Source organism: uncultured Granulicatella sp. (genome assembly GCF_963515095.1).
Taxonomy (GTDB): Bacteria; Bacillota; Bacilli; order Lactobacillales; family Aerococcaceae; genus Granulicatella.
In genome coordinates, this window is the sequence record NZ_CAUPXD010000025.1 from 1 (window position 1) to 16,034 (window position 16,034).

The 16,034-nt window shown below is 34.8% G+C and carries 15 protein-coding genes; 2 read left to right on the plus strand and 13 right to left on the minus strand.

The window, feature by feature from the left end:
* From RWL86_RS06240 to pta, 6 genes are all read right to left on the minus strand, one after another.
* Positions 1 to 1,145: GTP-binding protein (locus RWL86_RS06240; RefSeq protein ID WP_314078003.1), on the minus strand; the 1,145-nt coding region annotated here is incomplete at its 3' end.
* Positions 1,146 to 1,337: 192 nt separating this feature from the next.
* Positions 1,338 to 2,135, minus strand: coding sequence for a pyrroline-5-carboxylate reductase (gene proC / locus RWL86_RS06245; protein ID WP_314078005.1), 798 nt, complete (start codon positions 2,133 to 2,135; stop codon positions 1,338 to 1,340).
* Position 2,136: 1 nt separating this feature from the next.
* Positions 2,137 to 3,384, minus strand: a complete 1,248-nt coding sequence (locus RWL86_RS06250) for a glutamate-5-semialdehyde dehydrogenase (RefSeq protein ID WP_314078044.1) — start codon at positions 3,382 to 3,384, stop codon at positions 2,137 to 2,139.
* 10 nt (positions 3,385 to 3,394) lie between these two features.
* Entirely contained in the window at positions 3,395 to 4,501 is a 1,107-nt protein-coding gene (gene proB, locus RWL86_RS06255; protein ID WP_399534573.1) for a glutamate 5-kinase, read from the minus strand.
* A 20-nt stretch (positions 4,502 to 4,521) separates the two neighbouring features.
* Positions 4,522 to 7,176, minus strand: a complete 2,655-nt coding sequence (gene polA / locus RWL86_RS06260) for a DNA polymerase I (protein ID WP_314078045.1) — start codon at positions 7,174 to 7,176, stop codon at positions 4,522 to 4,524.
* A gap of 934 nt (positions 7,177 to 8,110) precedes the next feature.
* A complete protein-coding gene (gene pta, locus RWL86_RS06265) occupies positions 8,111 to 9,094 on the minus strand; it encodes a phosphate acetyltransferase (RefSeq protein WP_314078007.1) in 984 nt (327 codons plus the stop codon).
* A 203-nt stretch (positions 9,095 to 9,297) separates the two neighbouring features.
* Between pta and RWL86_RS06270 the strand changes: the two genes are divergently transcribed.
* Complete coding sequence (locus RWL86_RS06270; protein WP_314078008.1) at positions 9,298 to 10,068, plus strand: threonine/serine exporter family protein; 771 nt, start codon at positions 9,298 to 9,300, stop codon at positions 10,066 to 10,068.
* On the plus strand, positions 10,065 to 10,511 hold the full coding sequence (locus RWL86_RS06275) for a threonine/serine exporter family protein (RefSeq protein ID WP_314078010.1): 447 nt from the start codon (positions 10,065 to 10,067) through the stop codon (positions 10,509 to 10,511). The genes RWL86_RS06270 and RWL86_RS06275 overlap by 4 nt, the downstream gene beginning before the upstream one ends.
* A gap of 16 nt (positions 10,512 to 10,527) precedes the next feature.
* Here RWL86_RS06275 and RWL86_RS06280 read toward each other — a convergent pair whose 3' ends face one another.
* The 7 genes from RWL86_RS06280 to ftsA are packed head-to-tail and all read right to left on the minus strand — an operon-like array spanning position 10,528 to position 16,014.
* Positions 10,528 to 11,175 carry a DivIVA domain-containing protein gene (locus tag RWL86_RS06280; RefSeq protein WP_314078013.1) on the minus strand — a complete coding sequence of 216 codons (648 nt, stop codon included), beginning with the start codon at positions 11,173 to 11,175 and terminating at the stop codon, positions 10,528 to 10,530.
* Positions 11,176 to 11,189: 14 nt separating this feature from the next.
* Positions 11,190 to 11,978 (minus strand): RNA-binding protein, encoded by a 789-nt coding sequence (locus RWL86_RS06285; protein WP_314078014.1) that lies wholly within the window; start codon positions 11,976 to 11,978, stop codon positions 11,190 to 11,192.
* A 9-nt stretch (positions 11,979 to 11,987) separates the two neighbouring features.
* Positions 11,988 to 12,254: a YggT family protein gene (locus RWL86_RS06290; protein WP_314078017.1), complete on the minus strand. Its 267-nt coding sequence runs from the start codon at positions 12,252 to 12,254 to the stop codon at positions 11,988 to 11,990.
* A 30-nt stretch (positions 12,255 to 12,284) separates the two neighbouring features.
* Positions 12,285 to 12,707: a cell division protein SepF gene (locus RWL86_RS06295; protein ID WP_314078019.1), complete on the minus strand. Its 423-nt coding sequence runs from the start codon at positions 12,705 to 12,707 to the stop codon at positions 12,285 to 12,287.
* Position 12,708: 1 nt separating this feature from the next.
* A complete protein-coding gene (locus RWL86_RS06300; protein ID WP_314078046.1) occupies positions 12,709 to 13,371 on the minus strand; it encodes a YggS family pyridoxal phosphate-dependent enzyme in 663 nt (220 codons plus the stop codon).
* Between the two features lie 4 nt (positions 13,372 to 13,375).
* Positions 13,376 to 14,665: a cell division protein FtsZ gene (gene ftsZ, locus RWL86_RS06305; RefSeq protein WP_314078022.1), complete on the minus strand. Its 1,290-nt coding sequence runs from the start codon at positions 14,663 to 14,665 to the stop codon at positions 13,376 to 13,378.
* 23 nt (positions 14,666 to 14,688) lie between these two features.
* Complete coding sequence (gene ftsA, locus RWL86_RS06310) at positions 14,689 to 16,014, minus strand: cell division protein FtsA (RefSeq protein WP_314078023.1); 1,326 nt, start codon at positions 16,012 to 16,014, stop codon at positions 14,689 to 14,691.
* Positions 16,015 to 16,034 lie beyond the last annotated feature (20 nt).

The following is a 16,034-nucleotide window of genomic DNA, read 5'->3' on the forward strand; positions in this document are numbered from 1 at the left end:
TATCCTTCACGACGCATATTTTCAATTAAGATTGATAAGTGTAATTCTCCACGTCCTGATACAATCCATGCATCTGGTGAATCAGTTGGTTCTACTTTTAGAGATACGTCTGTTTGTAATTCACGCATTAAACGTTCTTCAATTTTACGTGCTGTTACAAATTTACCTTCACGTCCTGCAAATGGTGAGTTATTTGTCAAGAATGTCATTTGTAATGTTGGTTCATCAATGTGTAACACTGGTAATGATTCTTGCGCATCTACTGGTGTTACAGTTTCCCCAACGAAGATATCTTCCATCCCTGAAACAGCGATTAAGTCCCCCGCTTTTGCTTCATTGATTTCTAAACGGTTTAATCCGAAGAAACCAAATAATTTTGTAACACGGAAGTTTTTCTTAGTTCCATCTAATTTTAATAGAGATACTTGGTCCCCAACTTTTACAGTTCCACGGAATACACGACCGATACCAATACGTCCTACATAATCATTATAGTCTAATAATGATACTTGGAATTGTAAAGGCTCATCTGAATTATCAATTGGTGCTGGAATATGTTCGATAATTGTATCAAATAAATAATCCATTGTTGGTTCTTGGTCTGCAGGATTATCAGACATACTAGAAGTTCCGTTTAGGGCTGAAGCATAAACTACAGGGAATTCTAATTGATCATCATCTGCTCCTAATTCGATAAATAATTCTAATACTTCATCGACTACTTCTTCTGGACGAGCAGCGTCACGGTCGATTTTATTCACTACTACGATTGGTGTTAAATGTTGTTCCAATGCTTTTTTCAATACGAAACGTGTTTGAGGCATTGTTCCTTCATAAGCATCTACAACTAAAACTACACCATCTACCATTTTCATGATACGTTCTACTTCTCCACCGAAGTCCGCGTGTCCTGGTGTATCCATGATGTTAATACGAGTACCTTTATATTGAACAGCAGTATTTTTTGCTAAAATCGTAATACCACGTTCACGTTCAATATCATTTGAGTCCATTGCACGTTCTGATAATTCTGTACGTGCATCTAATGTTTCTGATTGTTTTAATAATTCGTCTACTAATGTTGTTTTACCATGGTCAACGTGAGCGATAATGGCAATATTACGAATATCATTTCTTAATTTCATGTTTTCCTCCAATTTGTAACAAAATGAAAGTGATGGAATACGCTTAAAAAGGGAATTTCCATCACTCAAACCTCTTTTCAACTCAGAAATTATACTACAAAAATCTCACAAACTCAATTCATATGATTATTTAACCTATACATTTGTATGATTTTTTTCACATCAATAAAAATTGAGTTCAAGTTTACTTCTTTATCGACCTAATTCTTCTGTTCTTTGTTTAGCACATCTAGTCGCTTCGATGATACTTGATCTAAATCCTGTTTGTTCTAATGAAATCACTCCAGCGATCGTTGACCCTCCTGGGCTGCAAACTTTTTCTTTTAAAATAGCTGGATGCTCCTTCGTTTCACCAATCATACTTGCGGATCCTTTAACTGTTTGGGTCGCTAACTGAAGCGCAACTTCTCTAGATAAGCCCATACTCACTCCTGCTTCTGCTAATGCTTCAATAAAAATATAAACAAAAGCTGGACCACAACCGGCTAATGCTGTAGCAGCATCGATTTGAGCTTCCGGTAATTCTATTAATAGACCTGCACATTGAAGCAAACGAACAAATTCCTCTTTATACGATGTAGTCACATTTTCCCCAAGAGAAAAACTAACCACACCTTCTGCTACTTGTAGTGGTGTATTTGGCATCATACGAATCCAACGATGACGAGTATCTGTCATTGAATCTAACTGTTCTAAAGTCACTCCTGCAGCCATACTAATCAATAGGATAGACTCTCGTCGCTCTAAGATATTTTTGTTTTCTTCTAATAACTCTTGAATTTGATTTGGTTTTACTCCTAAAAAAATCACATTTGCTTGTTCAAAAACTTGTCTATTAGTAACTGCTGTAGCGTTTAATTTTTCTGCTAAATTTACTGCCTTTTCATGAGTACGGTTAGCAAGTAATAGTGGATAAGTTTCATGTTTAGCCGCAATTGTCGCAATGACGCTTCCCATATTTCCTAAACCGATGATTCCAATAGTTTTCATCTTATCTCACCTGACCTTCTCCATACACAATGTATTTATAAGTTGTCATTTCTTTTAACCCCATTGGCCCTCTAGCATGTAATTTTTGAGTGGAAATTCCCATTTCACATCCCAAGCCAAATTCTCCACCATCAGTAAATCGAGTAGAAGCATTCACATAAACCGCAGCACTATCCACTCTTGTTGTAAAGAATTCAATCGCATCATCTGATTCTGAAATAATCGCATCGGAATGATGAGTACTATGTGTTTCAATATGACCCACTGCTTCTTCAATCGAACTTACGACTTTTACAGCCATAATATAATCAGAAAACTCCGTATCAAAATCTTCTTTTTGAGCTTTCACTCCTGAAATGTATTGAGCTGCTTTTTCATCAACTCTTAACTCAACAGCCGGAGTATGATTGTCCACTAAAGTTGTTTTTAGTAATAGTAAAAATTGAGGGGCAATAGCTTCATGAACCACACAAACTTCCATAGCATTACATACTGATGGACGACTCATTTTAGCATTTTCGACTATTTTTATTGCTTTAGCTAAATCTGCATCTTTATCAATATAAATGTGCACAATTCCTGTACCTGTTTCAATGACTGGAACAATCGCATTTTCAATAACTGCACGAATTAATCCAGCTCCACCTCGAGGAATTAACACATCGATATAGCCTTTTGCTTTCATTAATGCCATCGCACTTTCTCGACTCGTATCACTGACTAATTGAATACATTCTGGAGAAATACTTGTTTTGGCTAATCCTTTTTTCAAGGCTGTCACAATCGCAAAAGCACTTTGATATGCTTCCTTGCCACCTCTTAATACAACCGCATTTCCACTTTTAATCGATAATGCTACTGCATCTGACGTAACATTCGGTCTGCTTTCATATATAATTCCAATTACGCCAAATGGCACTCTCTTTTTCTTAATTTGAATATTTTGTGCACCGACTGTTTCTTCAATGACTTCTCCAACTGGATCTGATAATTGAGCTACTTGTCGAATTCCTTCAGCCATTGCTTGTATTCTAGATTCATCCAATCTCAAACGATCTAGCATCACGTCTGAAATATGTCCCTTAGCTTTTTCTAAGTCTAATGCATTTGCTTTTAAAATATCATCAGTATCTTCTAACAAAGTTAGAGCCATTGCTTCTAACGCTTCATTTTTGGACTTTGTTGAAGCAATATTGATTTCTTTTTTAAAACGATTAACCGTTGCTAACAATTGTTGTGTCGTCAATATGCATGCCTCCTTAAAATTCTTGTTCTAATAGTTCTAACTCTCCAGAAATAGTCATCCAATCATCTCGATGAATCACAATTCCTTTTCGATTATTTTTCGATAATTGTTGTGCAATAGCGTATTTACTTAGGCGAGTTTGTCCTTTTCCAATCACTTGATAATGTTCATCGACAACTATCACGATTTCGGATTCATAAAACTCTCCCTCAACTGCTTTCACACCCGAGATTAATAAGCTTTTACCTTCTTCTTGTAGAGCTTGTTTTGCGCCAGCATCAACGACTAAATTCCCTTTACTTTTCGCATATAAAGCAAGCCATTGTTTATGAGTTTTCATCACTTTTTCTTGCGCTGTAAAATACGTTCCATCCACCGTTTGGTGAGCTGCTTCGATCAGCGCTTGTTCTTTTAAGGATGAACAAATATAAACTGGAACACCCGCCATTGTCGCAATCGTTGCTGCTTTAATTTTCGTATACATCCCGCCTGTTCCATTGCTAGAACCAGCTCCGCCTGCCATTTCGACTAATTCTTTCGTGATTTCATCAATCGTATCAAATCGTTTTGCCTTTGGATTTTTTGAAGGATTATCATTATATACGCCATCAACATCTGTTAATAAAACTAATAAATCTGCTTGGACCATTGCTGCTACTTGCGCACTTAAAGTATCGTTATCCCCAACTTTTAATTCCTCAATTGACACTGTATCGTTTTCATTAATAATTGGAATCGCATGACGCGTTAATAATACAGATAACGCTTGATGGGCATTATTATAACGACGTTTATCGACAAAATCATCTTGCGTTAATAAAATTTGTGCTGAAACAATGCCTTTCATTAATAAATTAGACGTATATTCTTCTAATAATAAACCTTGTCCAACTGCAGCAGAAGCTTGTTTATCTGCAATCTTTGTTGGACGTTTTTTAAATCCTAAAGAAGAGAACCCTGCAGCAATTGCCCCAGAAGAAACTAAAATTAATTCATGTCCTTCTTCATGTAACATAGCTAGTTGTTGCGTAATAGCTTTAACTTTTGCTCGTGACAAGCTTCCATCTGGATTCGTTAATGAACTTGTTCCTACTTTGAAAACAATTCTTTTATACTTCATAGTTTCTCCTCTCATCAACTTTATTTTGCTTCATACCAGTTATTACCAATATTACTATCTGCTTTTAATGGCACGGATAAGCTTACTGCATTTTCCATGACTTCTTCTACTAAGCTTTGTAAACTTTCAACTTCTTCTTCTGGTACTTCAAAAATTAATTCATCGTGTACTTGTAATAATAATTTTGCTTGGAAATTTCGTTCTTTCAACTCTCTATCTAACTCAATCATAGCTACTTTTAAAATATCCGCAGCTGTTCCTTGAATCGGTGAATTCATCGCTGTTCTTTCTGCAAATGAACGAATATTAAAATTGCTCGAATGAATTTCTGGTAAATAACGACGGCGATGGAACAATGTTTCTACATAATCATTTTGACGTGCTTCCGCTACAATAGTTTCCATATAGTCTTTGACTCCTTGGAATTCTTCTAAATAGCGATCAATAAATTCTTTGGCTTTTTTACGTGGAATATTCAGATTTTGAGAAAGCCCATAATCACTAATTCCATACACAATTCCAAAGTTAACAGCCTTTGCCTGTCTTCTCATACTACTTGTCACTTCTTCAGGATTTTGTATTCCAAATACACGCATCGCTGTATTCGTGTGAATATCTATATTATTTTTAAATGCCTCAATCATATGAACATCATTTGCCATATGCGCTAATACACGTAATTCAATTTGAGAATAGTCACTTGATAAAATTTTCCAATCTGGACAACTTGGTAAAAACGCTGAACGAACTTGTCTTCCTTCTTCTGTACGAATTGGAATATTTTGTAAATTAGGATCTTGAGAACTTAGACGACCTGTTTGCGTTAAGTTTTGTACAAAACGTGTATGAATTTTACCTTTTTCATCAATATAAGTTTGTAATCCTTCAACATAAGTTGAATTTAATTTTGCTAATTGTCGATATTCTAAAATGCACTCAACAATTGGAGATTGGGAAGCTAGTTTTTCTAATACATCGACCGCTGTCGAATATCCCGTTTTTGTTTTCTTAATAACTGGTAAATTCATTTTTTCAAACAGAATAACACCCAACTGTTTTGGAGAATTAATATTAAATTCCTCTCCTGCTAATTCATAAATTGTTTGTTCAATTTCTTTTAATCGTTCTTCAAACTGTTGTCCCATTTCGATTAGACGATTCTGATCTACTCGAATTCCTTGAATTTCCATACGAGCTAATATATCACTCAACGGTAATTCCATTTCCCAATATAACTGAGTTTGTTCATTTTCATCCAATTGTTTTAATAAAAGTTTTGGAGCAGTCGCTAATAAATAAATTTTTGCAGCTAAATGATTCCAAAATACTTCTTTTTCTTCTGGAACTTTTATTTTAACGCCTTTTCCATATACTTCTTCATCAGTCTTCAATAATGAAATACCAAATCGTTTCGCTACATCATAAATTTCATTGACTATTTCATTGGCATCCACTAGATAGGCTAATAGAGACACATCATATTTTGCACCTGCTACTGTTAGTCCAAAACGGTTTGCGAATACTTTCATTGCTTTCGTATCAAACATCGTTTTTTCAATGGTTTCATCTGCTAACCATTGTTTAAATGCTTCAGACTGAACAGCTGATTCAATAGAAGTGACATACACTTGTTTTTCATTTCCGAATGCAACTGCTAAGACTGGAGCAATATGATAGTTGTTATCAAATGATTCAAAATGAACCGTTGTTGCATCTTGTAATTCTTTTCCTGAAATAGTATCAATCCATTGAACGTTTAGGCTATCAATACTTTCTTTCTGAATAACTTGCCCACCTTTTTTATTGAGCAAATCTTTTTGGAATGATTGGAAACTCATTTCTTTATAAAAGGCTATTAGTTCTTCGACATTTTCTTCTTTTCGAAGGGTATCTGCTATGCTAATTTCTAATGGGGAATTGATGTCGATTCTTGCTAATGTTTTACTTAAAAAGGCTAATTCTTTATCTTGAATTAAATTGTCTTTTAGCTTACTTTTTTTCATCTCTTCGACTTGTTCATAGATACCTTCAACACTTCCGTATTCCTGGAGTAATTTAATAGCGGTTTTTTCACCAACTTTTGTCACGCCTGGGTAATTATCTGATGAGTCACCCATTAGTCCTTTCATGTCGATAATTTGTTCTGGAGTTAGTCCATATTTTTCGTTGATAAATGCTGGAGTGTATTCGACTAATTCGCTTACTCCTTTTGTTGTTATTTTAACGGTAATTTCTGGAGTCGCTAATTGGATTAAGTCTTTGTCTCCGGATAAGACGACTACTTCAAAACCTTCTTTTGATGCTTGATGGGCTAATGTTCCAATAATGTCATCGGCTTCGTATTGGTTTAAGCGATAATGTGGGATTCCCCATGCGTCTAATAGGACGTTGAAGTATGGCATTTGTTCTTTGAATTCTGATGGTGTTTTTGCTCTGCCGCCTTTGTATTCTGCATACATTTCTGTACGGAAGGTTGTTTTTCCTGCGTCCCAAGCTACTAATACGTGGGTAGGTTGTTCTTGTTCTAGGATTGTTTTGAACATTCGGTGGAATGAATACAATGCGTTTGTGTGTAATCCGTTTTGGTTTTTAAATCGGTTTAGATCTAAGATGGAATAGAAGGCACGAAAGGCTAAGCTGCTGCCATCTACTAGTAATAATTTTTGTTTCACGATAGGCTCCTCAATTCTTCACAATGTTATTTTCAGTGTACCATATTTTTATAAAAATTTGCATTGATAGCCTATTACGGAATAAAAAGCAAGAAGCAAAATTTCTTTTGTATGCGTGGCCGCCAGTAGCCCCTGTCGGGTCTCTTGGCTAAAATTTGAGCCTGAGGTCTCAAATTTTGCCTGTAATAGAAGCCATCACAGGCTTCTATTACTTTCGCTACAAAAAAATTTTGCTTCTTGCTTTTTATATGTAATGAACGTTTTTTTCACTACAATATTTATAAACGAAATAAAAGTAAGTAGTAAAAATATTTTTTGCTTGTGTGGTCGCTAGTAGCCTCTACGAGTCTCTTGGCTAAAAATCGAGCCTCGGTCTCGATTTTTACCTGTAATCGAAACCATCCTTGGCTTCCATTACTTTCACTACATAAAATATTTGTGCTACTTACTTTTATATGGTTTTTACCTTTTTTCATTAACAATTTATACAAACGAAACAAACATGACATAAAATCTAGCCAAGACTTTTCCCGTAGCAGATGTAATAGAAACTGGCTTGCCAGATTCTGTTACCGGAAAATTTGAGACCTTAGGCTCAAATTTTAGCAATGAGACTCGCTAAAGCAAGACTGCTTGCGCCGTTGCTACATTTGAAAAGTCATGGCTAGAGTTTATGTCTACGTCCAGAACGTATAAAAAATTTAGAAACGTAACAATCATAACAGAAAAACTAGACTAAACTTTTCCCGTAGCAGTAGTAAAAGAAACTGGCAAGCCAGATTCTTTTACCGGAAAATTTGAGACTCTAGGCTCAAATTTTAGCCAAGAGACCGCAAGGGCTACTGGCGTCCGTGCTACCTTTGAAAAGTTTAGTCTAGGGTTTCTGTATACGCAAAAAGCATGGAACGATTATTCCATGCTTTCGTTATTTTTTAGATTAAGCTTCCATTAAAGCTTGGTTTGCTGTAATGATTGCTAATTTATAAACATCTTCTTCATTACATCCACGAGATAAATCAGAAATTGGTTTGTTTAATCCTTGTAAGATTGGTCCAATTGCTTCAAAGTTACCGAAACGTTGTGCAATTTTATAACCAATATTTCCTGATTGAATTTCAGGGAATACAAATACTGTAGCTTCCCCTGCAACTGGTGAATCTGGAGCTTTTTGTTTCCCAACACTTGGTACAAACGCAGCATCGAATTGTAATTCCCCATCAATATTGTAGTTAGGAGCTAATTCTTTCGCAATACGAGCAGCTTCTGCTACTTTTAAAGCCTCTTCAGATTTTGCTGAACCTTTCGTTGAAAAACTTAATAAAGCAACATTAGGTTCAATCCCAAATAATTCAGCTGTTTTAGCTGATTCAACAGCAATTTCAGCTAATTCTTGCGCATTTGGATTAATGTTAATAGCGCAATCAGAGAATAAATATTTCTTAGATTTATCACTATTAATCATAATAAATGCACCACTTGTACGTGATACACCTGGTTTAGTTTTAATAATTTGTAACGCTGGACGTACAGTATCCCCTGTAGAGTGAACTGCACCAGATACTAAACCATCTGCTAAGCCCATGTATACCATCATTGTACCAAAATAAGTCACATCTTTTAATAATTCACGAGCAGCTTCTGGAGTTGCTTTTCCTTTTCGACGTTCTACAAAACTTTCCACTACAGCTTCAAAGTTTTCGTAAGTTTCTGGATCAATTACAGTAATATCATGTAAATTAAATCCACGTTTTTGAGCTACTTCTTCAATTTCATCTTTCTTCCCTAATAAAATAGGTTCACATAATTCATCTGCTTTTAAACGTACAACAGCACCTAAAATACGAGGTTCGCTTCCTTCAGGGAAAACAATTTTCAAACCTTTCCCTTTAATCTTACCTGACAATTCTTCAAATAGTTCCACAACTATCCCTCCAATTATTTTCTATCACTATGATACAACAAATTCCTTCTAAAAAACAGTACTAAGTTGAATATTAAGAGAATATTCTTCAAATTTTCATATCTGTTATAGTCTAACGATTAACACAGTTAAAAAGAAAGACTTGTTTACACGTTTTAAACTTATGGTATACTAGACTTATTAAATCTTAAAGGAGATTCAGCATGCGAGAATACGCTAAAAAATTGATGGATACTGCCATGTTGGCAGGTCAAATTATGTTAGAATGTAATGCAGAGAGTTATCGTGTAGAAGAAACAATGAATTATATTTTATCTACTTCACACTTTTCAACTTGCGAGGCATTCGCAAATGCTACAGGAATCTTTGCAACATTAGATGATGACTGTATTGATTGTATTACAGAAATCCGTCGTGTTCCAAATCGAGATACAAACTTAAATCGAATTTATAAAGTTAATAGTATTTCACGTCAATTAGTCAGTGGTGAAATTGATATTAATACTGCTTATGAAAAATTTCAAAATTTAAAAGAATCAGATTATCCAGCTTGGTTAAAAAATGTTGGGCTAGTTATTATGTGTGGCTGCTATGCTGCGCTTTATGGAGCTACCTTATTGGAAATGTTTGTTGCGGGAATTGCAGCTATTGTCCTCCCATTTGTGTATAAACTTGATGCAAAATTAGGACTAGGAATGTTTATCACTAACTTAGTTTCCATTATTCCAATAGTTATTATTATTTGCTTTTTACAAGCTAATGTCTTTCCATCTATTCATATTGGAATTCCTATTATTGGAGCAATTATGCCAGCAGTTCCTGGAACAGCTATTACAAATGCCATTCGTGATACTTTACGCGGAGATTATAATTCCGGTACAGCTCGTGCTGTAGAAGCTGCAGTCACTGCTCTATCCATTTCCATTGCTGTAGCAATTGGTCTATTAATTGGAGGAGGTGTGAATCCATTATGATGTTTCAAGTCATTAGTTCAGTCATTGCTGTTTATTTCAGTAGCATTGTATTCGAAGTTCCTAAACGTTTAATCAAATATACCGCGCTAATTGGTGGAATTGGTTGGTGGATTTACCTTTTATTTTTAGATAGTGCTGGTATGGAATTATCTACCTATTATAGCGGACTCACTGTAGCCTTTCTTTCTCACTTAGCAGCTAGATTTTTTAAAGCTCCCGTTACAGTATTTTTTATTCCAGGATTTTTCCCATTAGTCCCTGGAGCTGGAATGTACCGTACTGCTTACGCTTTTTTAACAGGAGATTCTGTGAAAGCACAATATTACTTATCTAGCACCATTGCAGTTGCTGGAATGATTGCATTAGCCATTTTTACAGTGGACTCTCTATTTCGTTTACATTCCATTTGGAAAAAGCATACAAAAAAACGTGATACAAAATAAGTATCACGTTTTTTGATTATTGAAATTCACCTACAGTAATCACTTCATCCGTTGGAAGAACGATTTCTTGTTTGTTTGGATTCGTTTCTTCAAAACTTGGAGTAAATGAAGGAGTTACTTCTGGAGTAATTAATTGTTCATTTTTCTTAGCACGACCTGCTAAAATTGTATCAATCGATGGTGCTGATACTTCAATTTTAGAATGGCTATTTAATAATAAATCCCACTCTTCATTTTTAATCATTTCTAATTGAGATTCCACCATAATTTGTAATCTTTGACGGAACATACGTGTTTCTTTCTTCAACACATCTGTTTCACGATTAATTTCTGTTGCTTTTTCAGCAGCTTCTTTTAATAATCTTTCAGCTTCTTTTTCAGCTTCAAAAATAATAATTTCTGCATCTTTACGAGCATTTTCTTTCAAACGGTCAGCAGCTTCTTGAGCTACAATGATTGATTTATTTAATGTTTCTTGAATAGAATTAAAGTATGAAACTTTTTCTTCATTGAATTTTACACGTTTTTCTAAATCTTTATTTTCGCGAATTAATTGTTCAACCGTACGAATGACTTCATCTAAATAATCGTTTACTTCTTCAGGATCATAACCTTTAAATTTTGTAGGAAATTCCTTATTATGAATTTCGATTGGTGTTAACATAATTCCAACTCCTCTTATTTGTTTTTCTCGAGCAGACCTATTTCAAGTTTTATTTTATCCTTTTTTGTCCGTCCCTCTATATTTTTTATCTGTATTCTACCATACCCTCTTATGGAAATAATATCAAGTAATTCAATCATAAAATCAGGACGAATTTCTTCTGCCCAGTTAACTTTTACTTTATTACTCTCTACCAATTCCTTTGAGCGCTGTCTAGAAATATGAAAAATGGATGCAATTAATGTATCCAATCGTAAGGAAGACACAATTGCGGTTGTAAATGTCCAATGATCAATCGGAACAAGTAATTCTGTATATTCTCTTTTCTCTATTCGAATACTAATTTTTCCAACTTTTTGAAAATTTTGTTCCAAATAGGGCAACATTTGTTTCGTCAACAATAATTGCCAACGAATCCCATCAGAAATAATATCTCCTAATTGGTCACGGTCTATCCCTAAGCCTACCAAAGAACCGAGGATTTGTCCATGACTTATTGAAGAAAATTTTATTGGATAACGAATTTCTATCAATTCAACATCAAATTCATCTGTTTTCGGTGTATAAAAATCTGGATAAATCATACATCTTTTTCGTTCAGCTGCAATATAACCACCTTCAAATTGAAATTTAATCTCATCATACTGACCTACGATTGCTTCAACAATAAATTGTTGTCGTGGATCTAAAAATGGCGTCAAAATAGGGGCATATTGTTCTTGACTAGAAACCACCCAAGATTCTACTTTACGAATAAAATCTTGCTCTTCTTTTCTAAAATGTTGAAATATAGACGTATCCATAACTATCACCTAATAAAGTAAAAATTTAACGATTTGAATAATACCAAGTTTTAAAAATTGTAAAAATAATAATCCAAATACAGCTGAAAAACCAAACATCCCAATTCGAATTCGATCAAAATAAGACAAATATGGTTCACAAACAGCTTGTAACCATCTAGCGAATGTCATATTGCGCGCTTGTGGAAACCAAGTACATATAACATACGCACTAATAAGCATCATATAAATATCAATTGCCCGTAACAATAAACGGATAAATTGAAACAATAACATATCTTTCTCCTTAACTTAAATTTATTTCCATTAATAAGAAGAATACTCATCCTCAACAAAAGATCCTTGTACTTGGAAATTCGGTGGTGAACAAATATAAATATCTTCTCGAATTTGTTGAACATCTCCATTAATGGCATAAGTGACTCCAACGACAAAGTCGATGACTCTTTTCGCATCCGCAACTTCCATTTTTCTAAAGTTAATAATCACTGCTTCACCTTTTAACAAAGCGTCTGCCACACGTTCTGCTTCTGTATAAACCGTTGGTTCCATCACAAAAACTTTTGAAACTTTTTTATTTTGTTGCGCTTGTTGAAAACTAACAACATTAGAGGGAGTTCTTCGGTATTCCTGAACATTTGACTGTTCTTCTTCATACATTTCTTCATCGATTGGCTCATACCCATCATCTGGATCTAAAAATGTTTTAACGCTATTCCAAAATCCCATACTACTCCTCCTCTTCAAACCAAGCGGTTCCTATTCTTATAAAATGAGCGCCTTCTTCAATCGCAATCGGATAATCTTGACTCATCCCCATACTTAATTGTAATGGCTTCTCACTGTTAATATTTTCAGAAATTTCTTTTAATTCGTGAAAATACTGACGAATTTCTTCTTCACTCGCATCAAATGGTGCCATTGTCATGAAGCCAATAATGTCAATTTTTGCATATTGTTTTGCCGCTTCAAAAGCTTCAAAAACTTCTTCTTTAGTAAATCCATGTTTCGATTCTTCCCCAGAAACATTGACTTCTAGAAAACATTTCAATGGTGAATCTAATCTTTTTTCTATTTCTTCCATAATCGATAATCGATCAATCGCGTGAAAATATTGAATTCGATTCACAATTTGTTTTACTTTTCTTTTTTGTAATGGTCCAATCAAATGCCAAACAATATCCTCTTGTGGAAATGCATTTTGGCGTTCTAATAGCTTTTCGACACGATTCTCCGCAAAATGCCGAAATCCAAGAGAATAAACTTCTTGGATTTCTTCATTCGTACGATTTTTAGTTACTATGATAGGACATACTTCTTGTACATCTCTTGAAACTTTATCGCATGATTGTTGAATGCGAGTTAATATTTGTTCTGCATTACGTTTAATCATCATATTAGTTTCTATTTCTTCTTCTGAAGAATGGTGGTGTATCTAATGTGTCGTCAGATTCATATTTTGTTTCCACTGGAGCTTCTACAAAACTCTTTTGTGAAAATGGAGAATCTGTTTCTGTTGTTGTTTCACGAACAGTTGCTTCACGACGGATATCCCAATCTCCAAAAATATCTTTTTCAGGTTGTTTTTCTTCAACTACTGCTTTTTTCTTTGGTGTTACTTGTTTTTCTTGGAATGTTTGAGGGTTATTCCCAATTTCTTTTGTTGAAGTTGGTGTAGTTGGTGTTAATGTTGAACGGCTAGTGCGTGTTGCTGTTTTTTTAGAAGACTTATGCTCTTCATCAATTCCAGTAGCAATAACTGTTACAATAACTTCATCTCCAAGATTTTCATTAATAGATGTACCAAAGATAATATTAACATCATTTGTTGCAGCTGCTGCTACGATATCAGAAGCATCTTGCGCTTCGAATAATGTTAAATCAGATCCACCTGTAATGTTTAATAAGATTTGTTCTGCTCCATCAATTGAAACTTCTAATAATGGAGAAGAAATAGCTTTTTTCGTTGCTTCTGCAGTACGGTTTTCTCCACTAGCAACTCCGATTCCCATTAATGCTGAACCTTGATCTTTCATGACTGTTTTCACGTCAGCAAAGTCTAAGTTTACATAACCAGGTGCAATAATTAAATCAGAAATACCTTGTACTCCTTGACGTAATACATTGTCTGCTTCACGGAATGCTTCTAACATAGGAGTCTTTTTATCAACGATTTCTAATAAACGGTTATTTGAAATTGTTACTAATGTATCCACATTTGCTTTCATTTGAGCAACACCTTCTGCTGCATAACGACCACGTTTTGGTCCTTCAAAGCTAAATGGACGAGTTACTACCCCAACCGTTAAAGCTCCTAAATCTTTTGCAATACGAGCTACGATTGGTGCTGCACCAGTACCAGTTCCGCCACCCATACCAGCTGTAACGAAAATTAAATCTGCTCCTGATAAAGCTTCACGAATACGTTCTTCACTTTCTTCTGCAGCTTTTAAACCGATGTCAGGTAATGAACCTGCTCCTAAACCTTTTGTTAATTTAGGTCCTAATTGAATTTTAGTTTCTGCTTTAGAATTTGCTAAAGCTTGTGTATCTGTATTGGCAACGATAAATTCAACGCCTTGTACGCCTTCAGCAATCATACGGTTTACAGCATTATTTCCTGCTCCCCCTACACCAATCACTTTAATAACAGCGCCTTGTAAATTTGTATCAAATTCGAATTCCATTCTTTTTCCTCCTTAGATTATGACTAGTCAATGAACATTTTGAAGAAGTTTTTCACTTTATCTCCAAAACTTTCTGATTCAGTTTCTTTTGCTACTTCCACTTCAACTTTTGGTTGTTCAACCGGTTGTGGAGTTGGTTCTACAACTGGACGGCTAGGGTTCGTTAGAGGTGTTACTCTCTTTTCAGTTGTTAATTTACCTTTTTGGGCAATACGATGCACATCATCTAATGATGCAGCATATTGAATTAATCCCATACTTGTTGCATAAATTGGATTTCTCATTCCCATTTGTTCAGGAATATACGTTTTCACATTTACTCCAAAGATTTCTTGAGCTAATTCAAGTACACCTGCCATAGAAGATGCTCCACCTGTTAAGACAATACCACCTGGTAAGTTTAGGGCATCTACTTGTTCTAATGCACGTTTAATAGTTTCAAAAATTTGAACTTCTCTTGCTTCAATAATTTCTGATAAATAATGTTCATCCACTTTAACAGGATCTTTCTTACCAATTGTTTCAACTGGGAAAAATTCATCTTCAGAAGTTTCAATAGAAATGGCATAACCATATTCACGTTTGATGCGTTCTGCATTTTCAAAACTTGCGTTTAAGATAACAGAGATATCTTTTGTTACGAAATCTCCACCTTCTTGGTCTACGTATGAGAATTTTAATTGGTGATCATGCATGACTGACGCACTTGTTTGTCCACCACCCATATCAATTAAGATAGTACCAAATTCACGTTCACCAGCAGACATTGCTACTTGACTAATCGCAAGAGGTTGAATGACCATTTCCTCAATATTTAATCCTGCTTTATCAATACAACGTTTAATATTATGAACGATTGTTTTTGGTCCAGTAATCATACTTGCATATAATTCTAAACGAACCCCAATCATTCCACGAGGATCTTTAATGCCATCAAATCCATCCACGATAAATTCTTCTGGAATAACAGAAATAATTTCTCTTTCAGGTGCAACGGAACGTACTTTTGCTGCTGAAATCACATTATGAACATCGATATCTGTAATTTCACGATTTTCACTTGATACAGCAATCATTCCATGACATGGCTCAATTGAAATTTGATTACTTGGGATTCCTACAATAACATCTTGAATTTGAATATTTGCTTTTTGTTCTGCTTGTTTTACGGCTTTTTTAATAGATTCAACTGTTTCATCGATATCTACAATTACTCCCCGGCTTAGTCCTTGAGATTTTTCATTGCCGACTCCAATAATGTTTAATTGTCCACGAATATACTCAGCAACAACAACTTTAATTGAAGTGGTTCCAATATCTAAACTCACATAAATTCCTTGATTTTTCACGTTTATTGAAACCTCCTATT

Excerpts from the sequence above, each read along its gene's own strand:
- proB (WP_399534573.1), bottom strand. The coding sequence starts at position 4,501 with ATGAAGTATAAAAGAATTGTTTTCAAAGTAGGAACAAGTTCATTAACG.
- RWL86_RS06290 (WP_314078017.1), bottom strand. The coding sequence starts at position 12,254 with ATGTTATTGTTTCAATTTATCCGTTTATTGTTACGGGCAATTGATATT.
- RWL86_RS06275 (WP_314078010.1), top strand. The coding sequence starts at position 10,065 with ATGATGTTTCAAGTCATTAGTTCAGTCATTGCTGTTTATTTCAGTAGC.
- ftsZ (WP_314078022.1), bottom strand. The coding sequence starts at position 14,665 with ATGGAATTCGAATTTGATACAAATTTACAAGGCGCTGTTATTAAAGTG.
- RWL86_RS06285 (WP_314078014.1), bottom strand. The coding sequence starts at position 11,978 with ATGGATACGTCTATATTTCAACATTTTAGAAAAGAAGAGCAAGATTTT.
- RWL86_RS06295 (WP_314078019.1), bottom strand. The coding sequence starts at position 12,707 with ATGGGATTTTGGAATAGCGTTAAAACATTTTTAGATCCAGATGATGGG.
- RWL86_RS06270 (WP_314078008.1), top strand. The coding sequence starts at position 9,298 with ATGCGAGAATACGCTAAAAAATTGATGGATACTGCCATGTTGGCAGGT.
- proC (WP_314078005.1), bottom strand. The coding sequence starts at position 2,135 with ATGAAAACTATTGGAATCATCGGTTTAGGAAATATGGGAAGCGTCATT.
- RWL86_RS06280 (WP_314078013.1), bottom strand. The coding sequence starts at position 11,175 with ATGTTAACACCAATCGAAATTCATAATAAGGAATTTCCTACAAAATTT.
- RWL86_RS06300 (WP_314078046.1), bottom strand. The coding sequence starts at position 13,371 with ATGATTAAACGTAATGCAGAACAAATATTAACTCGCATTCAACAATCA.